The sequence below is a fragment of the Geodermatophilus nigrescens genome, from assembly GCF_900129495.1.
Taxonomy (GTDB): domain Bacteria; phylum Actinomycetota; class Actinomycetes; order Mycobacteriales; family Geodermatophilaceae; genus Geodermatophilus; species Geodermatophilus nigrescens.
The window spans coordinates 441795-464699 of sequence record NZ_FQVX01000001.1 but is presented as its reverse complement, the minus strand read 5'-3'; the positions used below and the strand labels follow the sequence as shown (position 1 = coordinate 464699).

21 protein-coding genes are annotated in these 22905 nt (G+C 76.0%); 6 read left to right on the top strand and 15 right to left on the bottom strand.

Translation table 11 applies throughout. The features are described 5' to 3' along the window. Positions 1-31 precede the first annotated feature (31 nt). Complete coding sequence (locus BUE37_RS02240; protein WP_073418385.1) at positions 32-514, bottom strand: CarD family transcriptional regulator; 483 nt, start codon at positions 512-514, stop codon at positions 32-34. A gap of 160 nt (positions 515-674) precedes the next feature. Between BUE37_RS02240 and BUE37_RS02235 the strand changes: the two genes are divergently transcribed. Then, the gene (locus BUE37_RS02235) at positions 675-1490 is read left to right on the top strand and encodes a UbiA family prenyltransferase (RefSeq protein WP_175562774.1); all 816 of its coding nucleotides are present in this window, start codon (positions 675-677) and stop codon (positions 1488-1490) included. Positions 1491-1508: 18 nt separating this feature from the next. Here BUE37_RS02235 and BUE37_RS02230 read toward each other — a convergent pair whose 3' ends face one another. The 3 genes from BUE37_RS02230 to BUE37_RS02220 all read right to left on the bottom strand — a co-directional run bounded on the left by BUE37_RS02230 (position 1509) and on the right by BUE37_RS02220 (position 4716). Next, positions 1509-2453: a hypothetical protein gene (locus tag BUE37_RS02230; RefSeq protein ID WP_073418382.1), complete on the bottom strand. Its 945-nt coding sequence runs from the start codon at positions 2451-2453 to the stop codon at positions 1509-1511. Then, positions 2450-3070 carry an RNA polymerase sigma factor gene (locus BUE37_RS02225; protein ID WP_139252792.1) on the bottom strand — a complete coding sequence of 207 codons (621 nt, stop codon included), beginning with the start codon at positions 3068-3070 and terminating at the stop codon, positions 2450-2452. The genes BUE37_RS02230 and BUE37_RS02225 overlap by 4 nt, the downstream gene beginning before the upstream one ends. A 77-nt stretch (positions 3071-3147) precedes the next feature. Further along, positions 3148-4716 (bottom strand): cryptochrome/photolyase family protein, encoded by a 1569-nt coding sequence (locus BUE37_RS02220; protein ID WP_083628193.1) that lies wholly within the window; start codon positions 4714-4716, stop codon positions 3148-3150. A 109-nt stretch (positions 4717-4825) separates the two neighbouring features. Here BUE37_RS02220 and BUE37_RS02215 point away from each other — a divergent pair, with 109 nt between their 5' ends. From BUE37_RS02215 to disA, 3 genes are all read left to right on the top strand, one after another. Then, positions 4826-5542 (top strand): copper chaperone PCu(A)C domain-containing protein, encoded by a 717-nt coding sequence (locus tag BUE37_RS02215; protein WP_073418378.1) that lies wholly within the window; start codon positions 4826-4828, stop codon positions 5540-5542. Positions 5543-5594: 52 nt separating this feature from the next. After that, positions 5595-6965 (top strand): DNA repair protein RadA, encoded by a 1371-nt coding sequence (gene radA, locus BUE37_RS02210; protein WP_073418376.1) that lies wholly within the window; start codon positions 5595-5597, stop codon positions 6963-6965. Between the two features lie 108 nt (positions 6966-7073). Next, a complete protein-coding gene (gene disA, locus BUE37_RS02205) occupies positions 7074-8162 on the top strand; it encodes a DNA integrity scanning diadenylate cyclase DisA (protein ID WP_139252791.1) in 1089 nt (362 codons plus the stop codon). Here the strand turns inward: disA and BUE37_RS02200 are convergent. Beyond that, positions 8159-8842 (bottom strand): MucR family transcriptional regulator, encoded by a 684-nt coding sequence (locus BUE37_RS02200; RefSeq protein WP_073418373.1) that lies wholly within the window; start codon positions 8840-8842, stop codon positions 8159-8161. The genes disA and BUE37_RS02200 overlap by 4 nt on opposite strands. 98 nt (positions 8843-8940) lie before the next feature. Between BUE37_RS02200 and BUE37_RS02195 the strand changes: the two genes are divergently transcribed. Next, positions 8941-9816 (top strand): HhH-GPD family protein, encoded by an 876-nt coding sequence (locus tag BUE37_RS02195; RefSeq protein ID WP_073418371.1) that lies wholly within the window; start codon positions 8941-8943, stop codon positions 9814-9816. An 86-nt stretch (positions 9817-9902) separates the two neighbouring features. Here the strand turns inward: BUE37_RS02195 and BUE37_RS02190 are convergent, their stop codons facing one another. The 9 genes from BUE37_RS02190 to BUE37_RS02150 form a co-directional block, all read right to left on the bottom strand. Continuing rightward, positions 9903-12440 (bottom strand): ATP-dependent Clp protease ATP-binding subunit, encoded by a 2538-nt coding sequence (locus BUE37_RS02190; protein WP_073418369.1) that lies wholly within the window; start codon positions 12438-12440, stop codon positions 9903-9905. A gap of 372 nt (positions 12441-12812) precedes the next feature. Then, on the bottom strand, positions 12813-13169 hold the full coding sequence (locus BUE37_RS02185; protein WP_073418367.1) for a histone-like nucleoid-structuring protein Lsr2: 357 nt from the start codon (positions 13167-13169) through the stop codon (positions 12813-12815). Positions 13170-13329: 160 nt separating this feature from the next. Further along, on the bottom strand, positions 13330-14832 hold the full coding sequence (lysS, locus tag BUE37_RS02180; RefSeq protein WP_073418365.1) for a lysine--tRNA ligase: 1503 nt from the start codon (positions 14830-14832) through the stop codon (positions 13330-13332). A gap of 46 nt (positions 14833-14878) precedes the next feature. Beyond that, a complete protein-coding gene (locus tag BUE37_RS02175; RefSeq protein ID WP_073418363.1) occupies positions 14879-15673 on the bottom strand; it encodes a type III pantothenate kinase in 795 nt (264 codons plus the stop codon). Between the two features lies 1 nt (position 15674). Next, the gene (nadC, locus tag BUE37_RS02170; protein WP_245794247.1) at positions 15675-16583 is read right to left on the bottom strand and encodes a carboxylating nicotinate-nucleotide diphosphorylase; all 909 of its coding nucleotides are present in this window, start codon (positions 16581-16583) and stop codon (positions 15675-15677) included. Further along, positions 16580-18262 carry an L-aspartate oxidase gene (locus BUE37_RS02165; protein ID WP_175562773.1) on the bottom strand — a complete coding sequence of 561 codons (1683 nt, stop codon included), beginning with the start codon at positions 18260-18262 and terminating at the stop codon, positions 16580-16582. The genes nadC and BUE37_RS02165 overlap by 4 nt, the downstream gene beginning before the upstream one ends. After that, a complete protein-coding gene (gene panD, locus BUE37_RS02160) occupies positions 18259-18684 on the bottom strand; it encodes an aspartate 1-decarboxylase (protein ID WP_073418362.1) in 426 nt (141 codons plus the stop codon). The genes BUE37_RS02165 and panD overlap by 4 nt, the downstream gene beginning before the upstream one ends. Further along, positions 18681-19535, bottom strand: coding sequence for a pantoate--beta-alanine ligase (gene panC, locus BUE37_RS02155; protein ID WP_073418361.1), 855 nt, complete (start codon positions 19533-19535; stop codon positions 18681-18683). The genes panD and panC overlap by 4 nt, the downstream gene beginning before the upstream one ends. Further along, the gene (locus tag BUE37_RS02150; RefSeq protein WP_073419478.1) at positions 19532-20476 is read right to left on the bottom strand and encodes a Rossmann-like and DUF2520 domain-containing protein; all 945 of its coding nucleotides are present in this window, start codon (positions 20474-20476) and stop codon (positions 19532-19534) included. Before BUE37_RS02150 ends, panC begins: the two co-directional genes overlap by 4 nt. 318 nt (positions 20477-20794) lie before the next feature. Here BUE37_RS02150 and BUE37_RS02145 point away from each other — a divergent pair, with 318 nt between their 5' ends. Further along, positions 20795-21541 (top strand): SDR family oxidoreductase, encoded by a 747-nt coding sequence (locus BUE37_RS02145; protein ID WP_073419475.1) that lies wholly within the window; start codon positions 20795-20797, stop codon positions 21539-21541. 13 nt (positions 21542-21554) lie between these two features. On the opposite strand, the gene BUE37_RS02140 is transcribed toward BUE37_RS02145, so the two are convergent. Next, the gene (locus BUE37_RS02140; protein WP_073418360.1) at positions 21555-22883 is read right to left on the bottom strand and encodes a DUF6779 domain-containing protein; all 1329 of its coding nucleotides are present in this window, start codon (positions 22881-22883) and stop codon (positions 21555-21557) included. Positions 22884-22905 lie beyond the last annotated feature (22 nt).

The window sequence follows — 22905 nt, the reverse complement described above, 5'->3', positions numbered from 1 at the left end:
GTGGTCTGGTGGAGCAGAGGTGCGGCGGAGCTCAGCTGGCGAGGACCTCGTCGAGGAGGACCTCGGCCTTGTCCTCGTTGGTGCCCTCGGCGAGGGCGAGCTCGCTCACCAGGATCTGGCGGGCCTTGGAGAGCATGCGCTTCTCCCCGGCGGAGAGGCCACGGTCCTTGTCGCGGCGCCACAGGTCGCGGACGACCTCGGCCACCTTGTTCACGTCACCGGAGGCCAGCTTCTCGAGGTTGGCCTTGTAGCGGCGGGACCAGTTGGTCGGCTCCTCGGTGTGCGGGGCCCGCAGGACCTCGAACACGCGGTTGAGCCCGTCCTGACCGACGACGTCGCGGACGCCGACGATCTCTGCGTTGTCGGCCGGCACGCGCACGGTCAGGTCGCCCTGGGCGACCTTCAGCACGAGGTAGGCCTTCTCTTCACCCTTGATCACCCGCGTCTCGATCGCCTCGATGAGCGCGGCACCGTGGTGCGGGTAGACGACGGTCTCGCCGACAGTGAAGCCCATGTGTGTGTGACCCCTTTCGCTGGTTACAGGTTAGCACGGCACACTGACGCCCGGAATGGCCCGACGGCGGATAAGCGCAGGTCAGAGGCCTAATGAACTCCCGGGAAGGGGTTGACAGGGCGTGGTCGGTGTGCGTGCGAGGCCGGTCCGGGCCGCTCCCGTGCGTGCCCTCGTCCTCGCCACGCACGCCCCTCCGGCGGCCGCCGTCACCGTCGTCGCGACGCTGCTCGCGGTCGCCGCGGCGCTGCCCGCGGGGCGCGTGGTCCTCGTGGGGCTGGCCGTCCTCGCAGGTCAGGCGTCCATCGGCTGGAGCAACGACTGGCTCGACGCCGACCGCGACCGCGCCGTCGCACGGGCCGACAAGCCGGTCGTGCAGGGTGCCGTCGACCCCGCCGTGCTGCGCGGGGCGGCCCTCGCGGCCGCCGCGGCGGCCGTCGTCCTGTCGCTGCTGCTCGGCCCCGTGCCCGGCGCGCTGCTGCTCGTGCTCGTCGCCAGCGGATGGGCCTACAACGCGGGTCTGAAGCGGACGGTGCTGTCCGGGGTGCCCTACGTGACCGGTTTCGGCGCGCTGCCGGCGGGCGTCGTGGCCGCGGCGCCGGGCTCCCCGGTCGCGCCGTGGTGGCTGCCGGCGGCCGGCGCGGCGCTGGGGGCAGCCGCGCACCTGGCGAACGTGGCCCCCGACATCGCCGACGACCTCGCCACGGGGGTCCGCGGGCTGCCGCACCGGCTCGGCGCGCGGCGCTCGGCGGTGGTGGGCGCGCTGCTGCTGGGCGGGGCGTCGCTGGTGCTGGTCCTCGGGCCGGCCGGCCCGCCGGAGTGGTGGGGCTGGGCGGGGCTGGTGCTGGCGCTGCCCGCCGTCGTCGTGGCGGCGCTGGCCGGCACGCCGCGCTTCCGCCGGCTGGCGTTCCCGGCGGTGCTGCTGCTGACCGTCCTCGACGTGGTGCTGCTGGTGCTCGGCGGGGCCGCGCTCACCTGAGCGCGGCCCCGCCGGCGGTCACTTCCGGCCGTTCCCCTGGCCGTTGCCACCGCCGTTGCCGTTGCCGCCGCCGTTGCCGTTGCCGGTCCCGGCCGGGGCCGCGGGGGCCGGGGCGGCCTCCTGGGTGGTCACCGTCGGGGCGTCCTCCACCGGCGCGGGGGCCGGGGCGGGCGCGGGCGCCGGGGCGGGCGTGGTGGCGCGGGCGGCCTCGCGGGCGGCCTGGCGGGCGGCGTTGCGCTGGTGGGCCATGTCGCTCACGCGGCTGCCGGTCGCGTAGCCCAGGTGCGAGCCCTCGCTGACCCAGGCGCCGAAGGTCTGGCCCTCGCGCGGGCCGGCCAGCCACTCGGTCTCGCTGACCTCGGGCTCGGTGACCGGCTCGGTGACCTCGGGGGTCCCGGTGGCCGGCGGCTCGGTGACCTCCGGGGTCGCCGGCGGCTCGGTGGTGGGCGTGGCGGACGGCTCCTCGGAGGGGTCGCCGGTGGGCGCGCTCGGCTCGGCGGAGGGGTCGCCGGTGGGCGTGGCGGTCGGCTCGGCCGTCGTCTCCGGGGTGGTGACCTCGTCCGAGGCGGTGGCGAACAGGCCGGCGTCCTGGCCGGGCAGCGCGCCGGCGGTGGCGCCCGCGGTGAGGGCGAGGGCGACGGCGCCGGTCGCGGCCGCGCACTTGGCGGCGATGCCGGCGGCGGCGAGCTTGGCGGTGAGCGTGGTGAGCAGCATGCGGGGTCTCTTCCGTGAGGCCCGGGCGGGGCGCCCGGTCGTCCGCGTGGACGGTTCCGACTGGTCGGTGAGCAGACCGGTCGCCAGCAGCTCGGCCAGGGCCGCGTTCGGCCGGCCCGGCTCGGTGGCGCAGGCCCGGACCGCGTCGGTGAACGCGGCCAGGGACCGTGCGCCCTCGGGCACGGGACGGCCGGTGAGGCAGGCCTCGAGGGCTGCCTCCGCGGCGCGGTCGTCGGCTGGCGTGGTCATCTCGCCCCCGTCATCGCCGGACGGGCCCGCAGGGGTGCGCGGGGCGCCGTCGTCTCCCCCGCCGGGGTGACCCGGGCCGGGGCCAGTTCCTCCTGCAGCCGGCGCAGGCCGCGCCGCTGCAACGCCTTCACCGAGCCCACCGAGCGGTCCATCACCGCGGCCACCTGCTCGACGGTCAGGTCGGCGAGGACCCGCAGGAGCAGCACCGACCGCTGGTCGGCCGGGAGCCCCGCGCACAGGCGGTGCACGGTCTCGGTCCCCAGCCGGGCCAGCACGTCGTCCTCCACGTCCCCGCCGGGGAGCGCGGCCAGCACGTCCGCGCCGTCGTCGGTGACCACCGGGCGGCGGCTGCGCCGCCGGTGCTCGTCGACCAGCCGGCGGTGGGCGATGGTGAACACCCAGGACCGCAGGGCCGCCTCGTCGCCGGTGAAGCCGGGCAGGCCGCGGAAGACGGCGAGGAAGGTCTCGCTCGCCGTGTCGTCCGGGTCGGGCGCGCCGTGCAGGCGCAGGTACCCGGTGACCACCGGGGACAGGTCCCGGTAGAGCACCTCGAACGCCCAGGCCGCCCCCGTGCGCGCGGCCGCGAGGACGTCGTCGAACGCCGGGCCCACCGCCATCCGCACCTCCGTCGCCGTCCCCCGTGCGGGGACGACATCGGCAGGCGGAGGACGGAACTGGACCGTCCGTCACCCGGTCAGGGGGCGCCGGTGCCCCGCGCGGCCTCCTGCTCGACGACGAGCGGCAGGTCCTTCAACCGGTCCAGGCCCTGCAGCGGACGGCGCATCCGCTGGTTGCCGGCCAGCCGCTCGCGGTTGCGCTCCAGGAAGGCCCAGTAGCCCGCCGTGTAGGGGCAGGCGTCCTCGCCCAGGCGCCGCCGCGGGTCGTAGGGGCAGCGGCCGCAGTAGTCGCTCATCCGGTCGATGTAGGCGCCGCCGGCCGCGTACGGCTTGGTGGCCAGCATCCCGCCGTCGGCGTGCTGGCTCATGCCGACGACGTTGGCCACCATCACCCAGTCGTAGCCGTCGACGAACGTGCGGTGGAACCAGTCGGTCATCTCGCGCGGGTCGATGCCGCGCTGCAGGGCGTAGTTGCCGAGCACCATCAGCCGCGGGATGTGGTGCACCCAGCCGTCGCGGCGCAGGTCCCCCAGGACGCCGGACAGGCACGCGGCGTCGACGGCGGTGTCGTCGAGCTCGGCCATCCAGCCGGGCACCGGCTCGAGCGCCCGCAGCGCGTTGGCGTGCCGGTAGTGGCGGCCGAAGTGCCAGTAGGTGTGCCAGATGTAGTCGCGCCAGCCCATGAGCTGCCGGATGAACCCCTCGACGGAGTTCAGCGGCAGCGGCTCGCCGTCGGCCGCGCGGGCCCGGGCGGTGTCCTCGGCGGCGTGCACGACCTCCAGCGGGTCGAGCAGGCCGAGGTTGATGGCCGGGGACAGCAGCGAGTGGGCCATCCAGCGCTCGTCGGCGAGCATCGCGTCCTCGTGCGGGCCGAAGACGCCCAGCCGCGCGGTGAGGAAGTCCGCCAGCCGGGTCAGCGCCTCCTCCCGGGTGACCGGGAAGCGGCGCGGGCCGTCGTCGCCGACGAAGGACACCGAGCCGTCGGCCTCCCACCGGTCGAGGTCGGCGCGGACCTGCTCGTCGATCTCGTCCTCGGCCGGCCACCACGGCTCGGGCGCCGGCGAGCGGCCGTCGCGCGGGGCGGGCTCGCGGTTCTCGTGGTCGCGGTTCCACTGCCCGCCGAGCGGCTCGGCGCCGTCCATGAGGACGCCGAGACGCCGGCGGGCGTCGCGGTAGAAGTCCTCCATGAGCAGCCGGCGCCGTCCCCGGCCCTCGGCCCAGCGGGCGAACTCGCCCTGGGAGCTGACGAAGCCGCGCGCGGCGAGCACCTCGACGCCGGGCCGCTGCAGCACGTAGTCGCGGCTGCTCCAGGTGGTGGGCGCGCAGACGCTGAGCGGCTCGTCGTAGCGGTCGAGCGCCTCGGCGTAGGTGGTGACCTGGTGCAGGTCGGCCTGGTCGCCGAGCTCGGCGGCGCGGTGGCGCAGCGCGGAGAGCACCAGGTGCGCCTTCTGCCGGTGGAACCGGCGGCGGGCGAACACCGCCTGGGACTCGATCAGCAGGACCGGCTGGTCGGGGCGGTCGAGGAAGTGCGGGCCGAGCTGGTCGGCGAACAGCCAGCGCCGCGTGGCCGACGACCGCTCGGGGAAGTCGGCGAGTGCGGGGTCGCGCTGCTCGGGACCCGGTCCGCCCGTCGCTGGGCGCTCCATCCGCCTCACCTCCCGGCGGACATGGTGGGTGGACCGTTAGGCTCGGCGCGACTCGGGCCATCGACTCTGCGGTGGCCGGCACGTGTTCTCCCGCTGGAGGTCGACCGCTGTGAACCGCGCGAAGCGCGCCGCCGTTCTGGGTGCCCTCGTGGTCACCCCGGTCGCCCTCGGCGCCTGCAGCGCCGGGCAGGTCTCGCAGACCGGCACCCAGGACCGCGACAAGGTCGGCCCCCAGGCGCAGGTCGAGGACATCCTGCTGCGGCAGATCCAGCTCGGCTACCCCCAGGGCGGCGCCTACGAGGAGGGCGACGACGCCACGCTGGTGATGACGATCGTCAACGCCTCCAACGAGGCCGACACGCTCACCGGCATCGAGGGCGAGGGCTTCTCCGGCCTGCGCGTGGCCGCCACCGGGCCGACGCCGTCGCCGTCCTCCCCCGCGGGCGACCAGCCGACGGCCACCCCGACGCCGGGCACCACCGGCGCTACCCCGGGTGCCGTGCCGTCGGTCCCGGCCGCGCCCACGGGCGCGGCGCCGACCGCCAGCTCCCGGGTGGCCCTGGAGATCCCCGCCGACACCTCGCTCTACATCGGCCGCGGCGGCGACTCGACCATCACGCTGCTCGACCTCGAGGAGCCGCTCACCACCGGTCAGTACCTGACCCTGACGCTGACCTTCGAGCAGGCCGGCGAGGTCCAGGTGCAGGCGCTGGTGGCCGAGCCGGACGAGGTCGTCGAGCGCGGCGAGCCGTTCGACTTCCACGAGGGCGAGGGCGGCGGCGAGGGCGAGAACCCGGAGAGCGAGGAGGACACGCAGGCCGAGTGACGCCTGCCGCGTCCTCCCCGGGACTGTCGGTACCGCCACCTAGCGTGGCGGCGTGCCCTCCGGAGTGAAGTCCGCCCGTCCCGCCCACCGCTGCACCGAGTGCGGTTTCTCGTCGGCGAAGTGGATGGGCAAGTGCCCGGAGTGCCAGGCCTGGGGCACCCTCCAGGAGGTCGGCCCGGCGGCGCCCGCGCTGCGGGCGGTCGCCGCGGGCCCGGTCACCGCGCCCGCCCGGCCGATCGCCCAGGTCCAGCTCGACGGCGCCCGCGCGGTGGCCACCGGCATCGCGGAGTTCGACCGCGTGCTCGGCGGCGGCCTGGTGCCCGGTGCCGTGGTGCTGGTCGCCGGCGAGCCCGGCGTCGGCAAGTCCACGCTGCTGCTCGAGGTCGCCCACCGGGTGGCGGAGTCCAACGGGCCCACGCTGGTGGTCTCCGGTGAGGAGTCCGCCGCGCAGGTGCGGCTGCGCGCGGAGCGGATCGGCGCCCTGCACGACCGGCTGTACCTGGCCGCCGAGACCGAGCTGTCGGCGGTGCTCGCGCACGTCGAGCAGGTGGCCCCCTCGCTGCTGGTGCTCGACAGCGTGCAGACCGTCCGCTCCTCCGCGGTCGACGGCACCGACGGCGGCGCCACCCAGGTCCGCTCGGTGGCCACCGCGCTCACCGCCGTCGCCAAGTCCCGCGGGATGACCACGATCCTGGTCGGCCACGTCACCAAGGACGGCGCGATCGCCGGGCCGCGGGCGCTGGAGCACCTGGTCGACGTCGTCGTCTCCTTCGACGGCGAGCGGCACTCCACGCTGCGCCTGGTCCGGGCCACCAAGAACCGGTTCGGCCCGGCCGACGAGATCGGCTGCTTCGAGATCGGCGACGGCGGTGTGGTCGGGGTGCCCGACCCGTCGCACCTGTTCGTGTCGCGGCGCACCGCGTCGGTGCCCGGCAGTTGCGTCACGGTGACCATGGAGGGCAGCCGGCCGCTGCTGGCCGAGGTGCAGGCCCTCGTCGCGCAGAACACCGGCGGTGGCTCGCCCCGGCGCGCGGTCAGCGGGCTGGACTCGCAGCGCGTGGCGATGGTCAACGCCGTCGTCGAGCGGCGCGGCGGGGTCCGGCTGGCCGACGCCGACGTGTTCGCCGCCTCCGTCGGCGGGGTGAAGATCGCCGAGCCGGCGGCCGACCTGGCCCTGGCGCTCGCCATCGCGTCCGCGTCCCGGGACACCCCGCTCCCCGAGGGCCTGATCGCCCTGGGCGAGGTCGGGCTGTCGGGCGAGATCCGGCGGGTCGGCGGCACCGGACGGCGGCTGGCGGAGGCCGCGCGGCAGGGCTACCGGCTGGCGCTCGTGCCACCCGACGCCGGCCCGGCGCCCAAGGGTCTGCGGCTCATGGAGGTGCCCGACCTCGGCGCGGCCCTGCACAACCTGTTCCCCGGGTGACCGGGGAGCCGGACCGGGCCGGTCCCGTCCCCGCACCCCGCTCCCGACCCGCCGCGACGCGTGCCACGTAGACTCAGCCGCCGAACCGCGTCGACGTCAGGAGCGCCCGTGCCGCCCGCTGTGGACTCCGAGGTCGCCCTCCGCGAACTCCTCGGCCGCATCGCGCCGGGGACGGCGCTGCGGGACGGCCTGGAGCGCATCCTGGCCGGCCGCACCGGCGCGCTGATCGTGCTCGGCTACGACCGGGTCGTGGAGTCGATCTGCACCGGCGGCTTCGCCCTCGACGTCGCCCTGTCGGCCACCCGGCTGCGCGAGCTGGCCAAGATGGACGGCGCGGTGATCCTGTCCTCCGACGGGCTGCGCATCGTCCGCGCCGGCGTGCACCTCATGCCCGACCCGACGGTCCCCACCGAGGAGTCGGGCACCCGGCACCGCACCGCCGAGCGGGTCGCGGTGCAGACCGGCTTCCCGGTGATCTCGGTCAGCCAGTCCATGCACATCATCAGCGTCTACGTGGCCGGCCGGCGCTACACGCTCGAGCACCCGACGACGATCCTCGCCCGCGCCAACCAGGCCCTCGCGGCGCTGGAGCGCTACAAGCTGCGCCTCGACGAGGTCGCCAGCACGCTGTCGGCGCTGGAGATCGAGGACCTGGTCACCGTCCGCGACGCGATGAGCGTCAGCCAGCGGCTGGAGATGGTCCGCCGGATCGCCGACGAGATCGAGGGCTTCGTCGTCGAGCTCGGCACCGACGGCCGGCTGCTGGCGCTGCAGCTCGACGAGATGCTCGCCGGCGTCGAGGAGGACCGCGCGCTGCTCGTGCGCGACTACCTGCCCGGCGGCGCCGCCCGGCGGCCGCGCACCATCGAGGACGTCCTCGCCGACCTGCGGACGCTGTCGGCCACCGAGCTGCTCGACCTCTCGGCGGTGTCCCGCTGCTATGGCCTGCCCACCTCGGCCGACGCGCTCGACTCCCCCGTCAGTCCCCGCGGCTACCGACTGCTGGCGCGCGTGCCGCGGCTGCCGGCGGCGATCATCGACCGGCTGGTGGAGCACTTCGGCGGGCTGCAGAAGCTGCTCGCGGCCACCATCGAGGACCTGCTGGCCGTCGAGGGCGTCGGCGAGGCGCGGGCCCGCGGCATCCGCGAGGGCCTGTCCCGGCTGGCCGAGACCTCGATCCTCGACCGCTACAGCTAGCGGATCCGCAGCGGCGCGTCCGGGCTGGTCTTGGCGTCCAGCCGCGCCCGCACCACGTAGTCCCCCGGCGCCACCGGCACCCGCGGGGCGGCGCAGGCCGGCTCGCTGGTCAGGCCGGTCCAGGTCAGCGGGAACACCACCTGCTCACCGGGCTGCAGCGTGCGGGTGTCGCTGCTGCTGGCGGGCTGGCAGTCGTTGCTCCCCCACAGCCGGGCGCCGGCGCCGTCGACCAGCACCATCTCCTGCAGCTGGGCGTCCAGTGCCCGCGTGCACGGCACGGCGGCGGTGTTGGTGACCACGAGCTCCAGGGACACGGCGGCACCGGAGGGCGCCTCGCCGGGGGTGCGCACCTCCAGGGCGATCGAGCCGTCGCCGCACGCCGCACCGGCCTCCTGCGCCGGGGGCGCCGGCGTCTGCGGCGCGGGGGGCGTCGTGCTCGGCGCGGGGGTGGGGGTCTGCACGCCGGCCAGCGACGGGACCACCCGGTCCAGGGCGGGGGGCCCGGCGTCGGGCTCCGGGGTCGTCGGGGAGCCGCCGGCGGCGGCGGAGGTGCCCGAGCCGGTCACCAGTGACACCAGCAGCCAGCCACCGCCCCCCAGGACCGCCAGCAGGAGGGTCAGCACCAGCAGCCGCCGCCGCCAGTAGACGGCGGCCGGCAGGGGTCCGACCGGGTGCAGCACGGGGCCGACGGTAGTGCGCCGCCGCGACCGCCCGGCACAGGGCACGCCGCCGCCGGCGCCGGGCGGTCCGTCAGCGGCGCGAGGCACACTGGACCCCCGTGAGCAGCACCGCCGGACTCGGGGACGCCCTGGTCGACTGGTACGACACCGCCGCCCGCGACCTGCCCTGGCGGCGGCCGGGCGTCGACCCGTGGGCGGTGCTGGTCAGCGAGGTCATGCTCCAGCAGACGCCGGTGGCGCGCGTGGAGCCGGTGTGGGCCGACTGGATGGCCCGCTGGCCCACGCCCGCCGACCTGGCCGCCGCCTCCCCCGCGGAGGTCATCCGCGCCTGGGGCAAGCTCGGCTACCCGCGGCGGGCGCTGCGGCTGCGCGAGACCGCCGTCGCGCTCGTGGAGCGGCACGGCGGCGCCGTCCCGGCCGACGTGGCGGCCCTGGAGGCCCTGCCCGGCGTCGGCACCTACACCGCCCGCGCGGTGGCCTGCTTCGGCCACGGGCAGCCCCAGCCGGTCGTGGACACCAACGTGCGGCGGGTGGTGGCCCGCCTGGTGCACGGCCGGGCGGAGGCGGGCACCGCGCGCGCCTCCGACCTGGCCGACGTCGCGGGGCTCGCCCCGGCCGGCCGCGAGCGCGCCTGCCGGTTCTCCGTGGCCGCGATGGAGCTCGGGGCGCTGGTGTGCGTGGCCCGGACGCCGCGCTGCGCGGTCTGCCCGGTCCGGGACCGCTGCGCGTGGCGGCTGGCCGGCAGCCCGGCGCACGACGGCCCGGCCCGCCGGGTGCAGCGGTTCGCCGGCACCGACCGCCAGGTGCGCGGGCGGCTGCTGGACGTCCTGCGGGCCGCCGAGGGCCCCGTGGCGGCGCCCCTGCTCGACGCCGCCTGGGACGACGCCGCACAGCGCGCCCGCTGCCTGGACTCGCTGCTCGCCGACGGGCTGGTCGAGCAGACCCCCGACGGCCGCTTCACGCTGCCCGCCTGAGTGCGGCCCCCTCCGGGCGCCCCCACACGCGGCGAGGGCCGCCCCCCGCGGTGCGGGGGACGGCCCTCGTCGGTGCTGCTAGCTGCTCACTCCTTGGTGAGCGAGGTGGTGCCGCCGTCCTCGTCGTCGCCGACGGTCAGCGCGACCGGGGGCGAGTCGGGGACGTCGATCGGCTTGGCCTCGCCGCGGAAGGTGAACTTCGCGGTCGGGCCCTCGCCCTCGACGTCCACCACGATGATCTGACCGGCGGTCAGCTCGCCGTAGAGGATCTTCTCCGAGAGCGCGTCCTCGATCTCGCGCTGGATGGTCCGGCGCAGCGGCCGGGCACCCAGCACCGGGTCGAACCCGCGGGCCGCCAGCAGCTTCTTGGCGTCCTGCGTGATCTCCAGCGACATGTCCTTGTTGGCCAGCTGGCCCTCCACCCGCGCCACCATGAGGTCGACGATCTCGATGATCTCGTCCTCGGTGAGCTGGTGGAACACGACGATGTCGTCGATGCGGTTGAGGAACTCCGGCCGGAAGTGCTGCTTGAGCTCCTCGTTGACCTTGAGCTTCATCCGCTCGTAGTTCGACTGGGTGTCGTTGCCGACCTGGAAGCCCAGACCCACGGCCTTGGAGATGTCCCGCGTACCGAGGTTGGTCGTGAGGATCAGGATCGTGTTCTTGAAGTCCACGATCCGGCCCTGACCGTCGGTGAGCCGGCCGTCCTCCAGCACCTGCAGGAGCGTGTTGAACACGTCCGCGTGCGCCTTCTCGATCTCGTCGAAGAGGACCACCGAGAACGGCTTGCGCCGCACCTTCTCGGTCAGCTGGCCACCCTCGTCGTACCCGACGTAGCCGGGAGGGGCACCGACGAGCCGCGACACGGTGAACCGGTCGTGGAACTCGCCCATGTCGATCTGGATGAGGGCATCGTCCTCGCCGAAGAGGAACTGCGCGAGCGCCTTGGCGAGCTCGGTCTTACCGACACCCGAGGGGCCGGCGAAGATGAACGAACCACCCGGACGACGCGGGTCCTTGAGGCCGGCCCGCGTGCGACGGATCGCCTGCGAGACGCTCTTGATGGCCTCTTCCTGGCCGATGATCCGCTTGTGGAGCTCGTCCTCCATGCGGAGCAGACGGGTCGTCTCCTCCTCGGTGAGCTTGAAGACGGGGATGCCGGTCCAGTTGGCCAGCACCTCGGCGATCTGCTCGTCGTCGACCTCGGCGACGACGTCCATGTCACCGGCCTTCCACGCCTTCTCGCGCTCGGACTTCTCCGACAGGAGGGTCTTCTCCTTGTCGCGCAGCGACGCGGCCTTCTCGAAGTCCTGCGCGTCGATCGCCGACTCCTTCTCGCGGCGGATGCCGGCGATCCGGTCGTCGAACTCGCGCAGGTCCGGGGGCGCGGTCATCCGCTTGATCCGCATCCGCGCGCCGGCCTCGTCGATCAGGTCGATCGCCTTGTCGGGCAGGAAGCGGTCGGAGATGTAGCGGTCGGCCAGCGTCGCGGCGGCGACCAGGGCGCCGTCGGTGATGCTGATCCGGTGGTGGGCCTCGTAGCGGTCCCGCAGGCCCTTGAGGATCTCGATCGTGTGCTGCAGCGTCGGCTCGCCGACCTGGATGGGCTGGAAGCGGCGCTCGAGGGCGGCGTCCTTCTCCAGGTGCTTGCGGTACTCGTCGAGCGTGGTGGCACCGATCGTCTGCAGCTCACCGCGGGCCAGCATCGGCTTGAGGATGCTGGCGGCGTCGATCGCGCCCTCGGCGGCACCGGCACCGACGAGGGTGTGGATCTCGTCGATGAACAGGATGATGTCGCCGCGGGTGCGGATCTCCTTGAGGACCTTCTTGAGGCGCTCCTCGAAGTCACCGCGGTAGCGCGACCCGGCGACCAGGGCGCCGAGGTCGAGCGTGTAGAGCTGCTTGTCCTTCAGCGTCTCGGGGACCTCGCCCTTGACGATCGCCTGGGCCAGGCCCTCGACGACGGCGGTCTTGCCGACGCCGGGCTCGCCGATGAGGACGGGGTTGTTCTTGGTCCGCCGCGAGAGGACCTGCATGACCCGCTCGATCTCCTTGGCGCGCCCGATGACCGGGTCGAGCTTGGAGTCGCGCGCGGCCTGGGTCAGGTTGCGGCCGAACTGGTCGAGCACCAGCGACGTGGACGGGGTGCCCTCGGAGGGGCCGCCGGCCGCGGCCGGCTCCTTGCCCTGGTAGCCCGACAGCAGCTGGATGACCTGCTGGCGGACGCGGTTGAGGTCGGCACCCAGCTTGACCAGGACCTGCGCGGCGACGCCCTCGCCCTCGCGGATCAGGCCGAGCAGGATGTGCTCGGTGCCGATGTAGTTGTGGCCGAGCTGCAGCGCCTCGCGCAGCGACAGCTCGAGGACCTTCTTGGCACGCGGGGTGAAGGGGATGTGACCGGACGGGGCCTGCTGGCCCTGGCCGATGATCTCCTCGACCTGCTGGCGGACCCCCTCGAGCGAGATGCCGAGGGACTCGAGCGCCTTGGCGGCGACACCCTCACCCTCGTGGATCAGGCCCAGGAGGATGTGCTCGGTGCCGATGTAGTTGTGGTTGAGCATCCGGGCCTCTTCCTGGGCCAGGACGACCACCCGACGGGCTCGGTCGGTGAACCGTTCGAACATCTGCTGCTTCTCCTCTGACCGGCTGGTCCGGCACTGTCCTCCCCGGAGATGGGGAGGAGCACCCGACGTCCGTCGGCGCGCTGGGGCACCGGTCTTTCCACTGTAGTCACGGACCACGCCGTCCCGTCGGCACTCGGCCGGGGGTCGGGAGGTGGCTGCCCGGTCCAACCGATGGTGGACGAGCGGTGTTCCGGGAGCGTTACGCCGTCAGCGGACGACACGGCGCACCCTGTCGGCCCACCGGCCTCCACCGCGGCCAGGTGCCGGGTTCCCCTGCACGGAGCCGAAAGCCGTCGGCCCGCGGGAGGAGACGCTGCGCGCCCCCGCCACGCGGGCCGACCGCCGACTGCGTCGGCGTGCTCAGAGGTCCGACTAGTGCGCGGCCTCGTAGGCCTCGACGACGCTGGCCGGGATGCGGCCGCGGTCGCTGACGTCGTGGCCGTTCTTGCGGGCCCAGTCGCGGATGGCGCCGGCCTGCTCGCGGTCCATCCGGCCACCGCCGCCCGTGGCGCGGGAACGGCCACCGCCGGAGGCGCGGCCGCCGCTGCCGCGGCCGACCTTGCGGGCCGCCTGCACGTAGCGGGAGAAGGCGTCGCGCATCTCCTTGGCGTTCTTGTCGGAGAGGTCGATCTCGTAGCTCGTGCCGTCGAGGGAGAAACTCACCGTCTCGTCGGCGGGGACGTCCTCGTCGAGGTCGTCACTGAGGATCACCTGCACCTTGCGCGCCATTCGTGTTGCCTTCCTCCTTCTCGGCCCCCGTGGCCGGACAATTGCGCCGCCCATTGTGGGCGACGCGCTCATTCCACCACGGAACGGCGCGCCCGCACCAATTCCGGTGCGGCGGGTCGCTCTTTCCGGGGAACAATTGCCGGAACGAGAACGGCGCGTTTCAGGAAATGGGGCGCACGAGAGGGAACAGGATGGTCTCGCGGATGCCGAGTCCGGTGAGCGTCATCATCAGCCGGTCGATGCCCATCCCGACGCCACCGGTGGGCGGCATGCCGTACTCGAGGGCCTCGAGGAAGTCCTCGTCGAGCACCATCGCCTCCGGGTCGCCGGCGGCGGCGAGCAGCGCCTGCTGCGTGAACCGCTCGCGCTGCACCACCGGGTCGACGAGCTCGGAGTAGCCGGTGCCCCGCTCGATCCCGCCGATGTAGAGGTCCCACTTCTCGGCCAGCCCCGGCGTCGTCCGGTGGGCGCGGGTGAGCGGCGAGGTGTCCACCGGGTAGTCGACGACGAACGTCGGCGCCTGCAGGGAGTCCTGCACCAGCGCCTCGAACAGCTCCTCGACCACCTTGCCGGGCAGCCAGGCCGGGTCGACGCCGACGTCGTGCCGCTCGGCGAGCGCCCGCAGGTGCTCCACCGGCGTCTCCGGCGTGACCTCCTCGCCGACGGCGTCGCTGACGAGCGAGTACAGCGGCACCTGCGGCCACTCCCCCGACAGGTCGACCTCGGTGCCGTCGTGGTGGCGGGCGGTGTGGTCGCCGAACAGCGCGGCGCAGCACTCCTGGACCAGCTCGCGGGTGGTGCGGGCGACGTCGGTGTAGTCGGCCCACGCCTCGTAGTACTCGAGCATCGCGAACTCCGGCGAGTGCGAGCTGTCGGCGCCCTCGTTGCGGAAGTTGCGGTTGATCTCGAAGACCTTCTCCAGGCCGCCGACGATGCAGCGCTTGAGGAACAGCTCCGGGGCGATCCGCAGGTACAGGTCGAGGTCGAAGGCGTTCATGTGCGTGCGGAACGGCCGCGCCGCGGCGCCGCCGTGCACCGTCTGCAGCATCGGCGTCTCGACCTCGAGGAAGCCGCGGCCGGTGAGCCCGGTCCGGAGCGCCGCCATCACCTCGGCGCGCTGGCGCACGGTGCGGCGGGCCTCGTCGCGGACGATGAGGTCGACGTAGCGGCGGCGGACCCGCAGCTCCTCGCTCATCGGCTTGTGCGCCACCGGCAGCGGGCGCAGCGCCTTGGCGGCGAGCTGCCAGGAGTCGGCGAACACCGACAGCTCCCCGCGCCGCGAGGTGCCCACCTCGCCCTCGACGAAGACGTGGTCGCCGAGGTCGACGTCGGCCTTCCACGCGTCGAGGGACTCCGCGCCGACCCGGTCGCGGGAGAGCATGACCTGCAGCTCGGCGTCGCCCTCGCGCAGCGTCGCGAAGCACAGCTTGCCGGTGTTGCGGCTGAAGATGACCCGGCCGGTGACGCCCACCCGCTCGCCGGTCATGGTGTCCGGCTCGAGGTCGGGGAAGCGCTCGCGGACCCCGGCCAGCGACGTCGTCCGGGCGACCGTGACCGGGTAGGGGTCGGCACCGGTGTCGCGCAGCCGGTCGAGCTTGGCCCGGCGCACCCGGAGCTGTTCGGGGAGCTCGTCGTCGACGGGGCCGGGAGGCAGGTCGGTCACGGCGCCCGAGCCTACGGCGGTGGGCCGCGCCACCCCCGGCGTGCTCCTACCGGCGGCCGGCCGCCTGCTGCCGCTCGAAGGCCAGCCGCAGCCCGTGCACGGTCAGGTCGGGCTCCCGCTCGGCGATCGTCCGGCAGCTGTCGGCCACCAGCGGCGCCAGTCCCCCGGTGGCGACGACGACCGGCGGGGCGCCGAACTGCGCCACCAGCTCGGCGGCGATCCGCCCGACCAGCCCGTCGACCAGGCCCGCGAACCCGAGCACGACGCCGGACTGCAGCGCCGCCACGGTGTTCTTGCCGATCGCCTGCGGGGGCACGGTCAGCTCGACCGAGCGCAGCTGGGCGGCCCGCGACGCGAGCGCCTCCAGGCTGACCTCGACGCCGGGGGCGAGCGCGCCGCCGAGGAACTGCCCGTCGGGGCCCACGGCGTCGACGTTGGTGGAGGTGCCGAAGTCGACCACCACGACCGGCCGGCCGGCGCCGTCCGGCGCCCGGCCGAACAGCTCGTGCGCGGCCAGCGCGGTGACCACCCGGTCGGCGCCGACCTCGCGCGGGTTGTCCACGTGCAGCGGGACGCCGGTGCGCACGCCGGGCCCGATGAGCACCACCGGCACGTCGAGGGAGTCGAGCAGCTGCCGCAGCGCCGGCAGCAGCGCCGGCACGGTGGAGCAGGCGGCGACGCCGGTGACCTCGGTGTCGCGCAGCAGCCCGCGCCACAGCATCCGGATCTCGTCGGAGGTGGCCCGCGCGTGCGTCGTCACCCGCCAGCACCCGACCCGGCGGGCGCCGTCGAAGGTGGCCAGCACGGTCTGGCTGTTGCCGACGTCGACGGTGAGCAGCACGTCAGGCCCGCAGGTCGAGCGCGAGGTCGAGGATCGGCGAGGAGTGGGTGAGCGCGCCGACCGACAGGAAGTCGACGCCGGTCTGCGCCACCTCGCGGGCGACGGCGAGGGTGAGCCCGCCGGTGGCCTCGAGCTCCGCGCGGCCACCGACCAGCGCCACGACCTCGCGCAGCGTCGCGGGCGGCATGTTGTCCAGCAGCAGGAAGTCCGCGCCGGCCTCGACCGCCTCCACCGCCTGCGCGGGGGTGTCGGCCTCCACCTGCACCGGCACCCGCGGCGCGCGCTCGCGCACGGCGGCGACGGCGGCGGCCACGGAGCCCGCGGCGGCGACGTGGTTGTCCTTCACCATCGCGACGTCGTAGAGGCCCATCCGCTTGTTCGACCCGCCGCCGCAGCGCACCGCGTACTTCTCCAGCGGGCGCAGGCCCGGCGTGGTCTTGCGGGTGTCGAGGACGACCGCGCCGGTGCCCTCGACAGCGTCCACCCAGGCGCGAGTGGCGGTGGCGATGCCGCTGGCCCGGCTGGCGATGTTGAGCGCGCTGCGCTCGGCGGCGAGCAGGGCCCGCACCGGCCCGCGGATCGTGAGCAGCACGTCGCCGCGGGCCACGCGGTCGCCGTCGGCGGCGCCGGCGGTCAGCGTGGCGCCGGGCGCGAGGCGGGCGAAGACGCGGGCGGCCACGGGCAGCCCGGCGACGACGCCGCCGACCCGGGCCACCAGGTCGGCGGTGCCGTACTGCGCCGGGGGCACGGTGGCGGCGCTGGTGACGTCGAGGGCGACGGCGAGGTCGGGGGCGCTCGGGAGGACGGCGCCGCCGGCGAGGTCCTCGGCCAGCGTGCGCTCGACCAGCTCCCCGACCCAGGCCTCCGACAGCCCGGTGCCCTCCAGCGAGCGCGGGTCGGTGGCGGTCACCAGGCCACTCCCACGGGCTCGCCGACCGGGCGGCGGGACAGCCGCAGCCGGCCGTCGTCGTCCAGGCGGACGTCCAGGTGCACGCGCCACTCCTCCTCGCTGCCGGGGTGGTCCTCGCGCCAGTGGCAGCCGCGGGTCTCCTCGCGGGCCGCGGCGGCCGCGGTGAGCGCGCTCGCCACGGTGAGCAGGCCGGTGGCCTCCCAGCTCTCGACGCCGGGCGCGGCGCCCGGCCCCTCCACCAGCGACGCGGCGAGCGAGGCGAGCACCCCGGTGGCCTCGGCCAGCCCGGCGCCCGAGCGCAGCGCGGCGACGCGGCCGGACATGGTGTCGGTGACCGTGCGGCGCCCGGCCGGGTCCAGCAGCCCGCCGGTGCCGGGCGCGCCGGCCAGCGCGGGGGCCGACGGCGGCAGCGCGGCGGCGAGGTCGGCGCCGATGCGCGCGGCGAACACCAGCCCCTCCAGCAGCGAGTTCGACGCCAGCCGGTTGGCCCCGTGCACGCCGGTGCAGGCGACCTCGCCGCAGGCGTAGAGGCCGGGGACGGTCGTGCGGCCCGCGAGGTCGGTGGCCAGCCCACCGGAGGCGTAGTGCGCCGCGGGGGTGACCGGGACCAGGTCGGTGACCGGGTCGATGCCCGCCTGGCGGCAGCGGGCCACGATCGTCGGGAACCGCTCGGCCAGCCCCGGGATGCCGCGCGCGTCGAGCCAGACGTGGTCGACGCCGTCGCGCAGCTGCACCCGGGTGATGCCCTTGGCGACGACGTCGCGCGGCGCGAGCTCGGCGAGCGGGTGCGCGCCGACCATGAACCGCTCGCCGGCGCCGTCGCGCAGCACCGCGCCCTCGCCGCGCAGCGCCTCGCTGACCAGGGGCTGCTGCCCGCGGGCGCCGGGGCCGAGGTAGAGCGCGGTGGGGTGGAACTGGACGAACTCCAGGTCGGTGGCGACCGCGCCCGCGCGCAGCCCGAGGGCCACGCCGTCGCCGGTGGACACCGACGGGTTCGTCGTCGCGGCGTAGACCTGCCCCATGCCGCCGGTGGCGAGCACGACCGCGCGGGCGCGCACCGCGCCGACGCCGTCCGCGGAGCCCTCCCCCAGCACGTGCAGGGTGACGCCGGCCGCCCGGCCCGAGGCGTCGGTGAGCAGGTCGAGCACCATGGCGTGCTCGACGAGCGTGACGCCGGGGTCGGCCAGGACGGCGGCGTGCAGCGCGCGCTGCACCTCCGAGCCGGTGGCGTCGCCGCCGGCGTGCACGATCCGGTCGGCCGAGTGCCCGCCCTCGCGGGTGAGCAGCAGCCGGCCGCCGGGGTCGCGGTCGAAGGCGGCGCCCCAGTCGATGAGCTGGTGCAGCCGCCCGGGCCCCTCGGTCACGAGCGCCTGCACGGCGGCGGGCTCGCACAGCCCGACGCCGGCCACCTCGGTGTCGCGCGCGTGCGCGCCGGGGGTGTCGGCCGGGTCGAGGACGGCGGCGATGCCGCCCTGCGCCCAGCGGGTCGACCCGTCGTCGACGCGCACCTTGGTGACGACGGCGACCGACAGGCCCGCCGCCCGCGCGTGCAGGGCGACGCACAGCCCGGCGACGCCGGACCCGACGACGCAGACGTCGGCCGACAGCTCCCAGCCCGGCGCCGGGGCGGCCAGGCGGGTGGGCAGGCCGGTGACCGACGGCGTCGTCAGGGAGCTCACCGGACCGGCACGCCCAGGTCGCTGCGCCGCTGGTCGGTCGCGCCGGGCACCGGCGCCGACGGGTCGCCGCCGAGCTCGACGACGCGGTTGTCGCCGTCGACGTGCACGACCTTCGGGATGTAGCTCTTCGCCTCGGTCTCGTCCATCAGGCCGTAGCTGATGAGGATGACCATGTCGCCGGGGTGCACGAGGTGCGCGGCGGCGCCGTTGATGCCGATGACGCCGCTGCCGCGCTCGCCGGGGATGACGTAGGTCTCCAGCCGCGCGCCGTTGGTGATGTCGACGATCGCGACCTGCTCCCCGGGGATGAGGTCGGCGGCGTCGAGGAGGTCCTCGTCGACCGTGACCGAGCCGACGTAGTGCAGGTCGGCCTGCGTCACCGTCGCCCGGTGGATCTTGGACTTGAGCATCGTGCGCATCATCGGGGCTCTCCCAGCTGGACGTCGGTGTTGTCGAGGAGTCGGGTGCTGCCGGCGCGGGCGGCCAGCAGGAGGCGGGCGGGGCCGGCCGCGGGCGCGGGGCCGAGGTCGGGGTCGGTGAGCGCGAGGTAGTCGGCGACGAGCTCCGGCGCGCCGGCGAGCACCGCGCGCGCGGCGGCGAGGACGGCGTCGGCGCCGTCGGGGCCGGCGTCCGCACCGGACCGCAACGCCCTGTTCAACGTCGCGGCCCGGGCCCGCTCTTCCGGGGTCAGGTAGCGGTTGCGGCTGGACAGGGCCATGCCGTCGTCCTCGCGGACGGTGGGGACGCCGACGACCTCCACCGGCAGCGCCAGCTCGCGGACCATGGCCCGCACCAGCGTGAGCTGCTGGTAGTCCTTCTCGCCGAAGAACGCGAGGTCGGGCCGCGCCAGGCCGAACAGCTTGGCGACGACGGTGAGCACGCCCGCGAAGTGGCCGGGCCGCACGGCACCCTCGAGGACCGCGCCGAGCGGGCCGGGGTCGACGGTCACGCCGAGCGACCCGGGCGGGTAGACCTCCTCGACCGGCGGGTGGAAGACCGCGTCGGCGTGCTCCTCGGTGAGGGCGGCGAGGTCGGCGTCCCAGGTGCGGGGGTAGCGGTCGAGGTCCTCGCCGGGCCCGAACTGGGTCGGGTTGACGAACACCGAGACGACGACGCTGCCGGCGCGCTCGCGGGCGGCGCGGACCAGGGTGCGGTGGCCCTCGTGCAGCGCCCCCATCGTGGGGACCAGGGCGACCGGGCCGGGCAGGCCGGCGACGACCTCCCGCAGCTCGGCGGAGGTCTCCGCGACGGCGGGGGTGGTGCCGGTGGTCACCGGGAGCCCGCCGGGTCCGCGGCCTCGTAGAGCAGGTCGAGCAGCGGGGCGCCCTCGTGCCGCTTGAGCCGGCCCGCGGCCAGCGCCCGCTCGGTGGTGCGCTGCGCCATGGCGACGTAGGCGGCGACCGAGGCCGGCGCCCGCTCGGTGAGCGTGTGCAGGTGGTCGGCGACCGTGCCGACGTCGCCCCGGCTGACCGGCCCGGTGAGCCCGCGGTCGCCGCAGCGCAGGCCGTTGTCCAGCGCGGCGGTGAGCAGCGGGGCGAGCACGCGGGCGGGCGCGTCGACGCCGGCGGCGCGCAGCAGGTCGGCGGCCTCGGCGACGAGGGTGACCAGGTGGTTGGCGCCGGTGACCAGTGCGGCGTGGTAGAGCCGCCGGTCCTCCTCGGCGACGAAGAACGGCTCGCCGCCCATCTCGAGCACCAGCGTCTCGGCGACGGGCCGGTGCTCCGGGCGGCTGGTGACGCCGAACGGGGCGCCGGCGAGGCGGTCGGCGTCCTCGGGGGCGCCGGTGAAGGTCATCGCCGGGTGCAGCGCCAGCGGCAGGACGCCGGCCTCCTCCGCGGGCGCGAGGGCGGCGAGGCCGTGCGCGCCGGAGGTGTGGAAAGCCAGCTGGCCGGGCCGCCAGGAGCCGGTGCCGGCGAGGCCGGCGACGAGGCCGGCGAGGATGTCGTCGGGCACGGCGAGGACGACGAGGTCCGCGGCGGCGACGACCTCGTCGGCGGGCAGCAGGGGGACGCCGGGCAGCAGCCGGGCGGCGCGCTCGGCGGAGGCGGCGGAGACCCCGGAGGCGGCGACCACGTCGTGGCCGGCGGCGGTGAGGGCGGCGCCCAGGACGGCGCCGACGCGGCCGGCGCCGACGACGCCGACGCGGAGCCGGGCGGGGGCGCTGGCGGCGGGCCGGAGCCCGGCAGCGCGGGAGGTCCTGCGGGCAGCAGGCATCGCGGTCACCTCTCGTTCCAGTCCCTCGCGGGTACCGGACTCGGTGGCCGGTGCGACGTCGTCGTCGCGCCGGGTGTGCGGGGTCGAGCGGGGGGGTGCCGGCGGGGCGTCCGCTGCGACCGGGTGTGTCACGCGGGCGACGCGCCGATGGCGAGTGTGTGACGCCCCGGGGCCCCCTGCAACGCACGGGGCCTGTGGAGTGGGTCACTCCCCCGTCCGGGCGGCCCGGGGTGGCGGGGAACGGCCCGTCGCGCCGCCCCTACGGTGAGCGGCGGCACCGGCGCCGACGCGGTCGCCGGCGGACACGAGGGAGCTGGCGTGCAGACGTTCGAGGGGCGCACCGCACTGGTCACCGGCGGCAGCCGGGGCATCGGGCTGGCGATCGCGCGCAGCCTGGTCGACCGGGGGGCGCGGGTGGTGCTCACCGCCCGCAAGCCCGAGGCGCTCGAGGAGGCCGTGGCGTCGCTCGGCGGACCGGACGTCGCCGTCGGCGTCCCGGGCAACGCCGGGGACGCGGCGCACCGCGCGGAGGCCGTGCGCACCGCCGTCGAGCGGTTCGGCAGCCTCGACCACCTGGTCGGCAACGTGGGCATCAACCCGGTCTACGGGCCGATGGTCGACCTCGAGCTCGACGCGTTCCGCAAGATCCTCGACACCAACGTCGTCGGCACGCTCGGGCTGGTGCAGGAGGCCTGGCGCGCGTGGATGGGCGAGCACGGCGGCTCGGTGCTCGTCGTCGCCTCGGTGGCGGGTCTCAAGGCCTCGCCGATGATCGGCGGCTACGGCGTCAGCAAGGCCGCGCTGATCAACCTGGTCACCCAGCTCGCCGTCGAGCTCGGGCCCACGGTGACGGTCAACGCGGTCGCCCCGGCGGTCGTGAAGACCCGCTTCGCCGGCGCCCTCTACGAGGGCCGCGAGGCCGAGGCCGCCCGCGCCTACCCCGCCGGGCGGCTCGGCGAGCCGGAGGACGTCGGGGAGGCGGCGGCCTACCTGCTCGGCGCCGGCTGGGTCACCGGCCAGACGCTGGTGCTCGACGGCGGCGCGCTGTCCCGCGGCCCCGCCTGACCCGTCGGTCCGGCTAGCGGCCGAGGACGCGGGCGAGGACGTCCTCGCCCGCGTCGTCCTCGCGGTAGCGCCGGCGGCGGCCGCCGGGCCGCACGCCGCTCTCGGCGAGGATCTGCGCCAGCCGCGCCGCACCGGGGTCGTCGTCCGCGGTCGCGACCGGAGCCAGGACCGGGGACGGGACCGGGACGACGACGGGCGGCACTCCCGGCGCGGCGGTCGCGCCGTGGCCGGCCGCGGTGGCGTGCACGGCGGGCCGCTGCACGGTGACCTGCTCGTAGGGAGCCGGCGCCCGGTGCGCGGACGGCGGCGGGTCGGTGCGCCGGCGGTACGGCGCGCGCTCGGCGGCCGCCGGGACGGGGACCGGGGGGAACGCGGACGGGGGGACGGCGGCCGGCGCGGCGGGGGCCGGCGGGACGGGGACCGGCGGCACGGCGGGGCGGTCGTCGAGCATGCCGCGGGCGGCGAGCCACTCGCGGGGCGACCCGGCGGCCGGGCGGGCCGGCGGCGGCACGGGCACGGCGGGCCGGGGCCGGGCCGCGAGGGGGGCGGCCACCGGGACCGCGACGGGCTCGGGGCGCAGCGCGGGCAGCGGCTCCGGGCGGACCTCGGCGACCGGTTCGGGCCGGGACGCGGGGGCCGCGACGGTGGCGGGCGCCGGGGCGGCCGGCCAGGCGCCGGTCAGCTCGCGCGCGACGTCGGCCGACCAGGCGGAGGTGGCGGGCTCCAGCGTCTCGCGGCCGGGCCCGGTGCGGACCGACTGGGCGTGCATGACGACCCGCTCGACGCGCATCTCCCCGGAGAGCTGGCCCGAGAGCTGCCCGGTGAGCTCGGCGCGCAGCCGCCCGACGTCGGCCCGCAGTCCGGTGAGCTCGGCCAGCTCGCCGCGCAGCTCCCCGGACAGGGCGCCGACGGCGGCGACCTCCTGGCGCAGCGCGCCCAGGCCGGACAGGCCCTCGCGCAGGCCGGCGAGCTCCCCGCGCAGCGCGTCGAGCTCGCGGCGCATGGCGTCCTCGGAGTCGCGGCGGACCCGGTCGGTGCGCTCCCGCTCGGCGTCGCGGACCTCGGCGACCTCGCGGCGGTGGGCGGCGCGCAGGTCGGCCTCGGTGCGGGCGGCGGCACCGTCGTCGTCGGCGGCGGGGCGGGCGGTCGCGAAGGCGGCCAGCAGGCACGCCCAGGCCACGGAGACGACGGCGATCCGCAGGATCGTCGGGTCGTCGCTCAGGAAGACGACCGCGGTGGCGGCGACGGCCGCCAGGCAGCCGAGCGCGAGGCCGGCCGCCCGCCACGGAGAGGACCCGCCGGCACCGCGACGGGCCGGGCCGTCCTCCCCCGTGGCACGCATGGTCCTCAGGGTAACGCTGAGC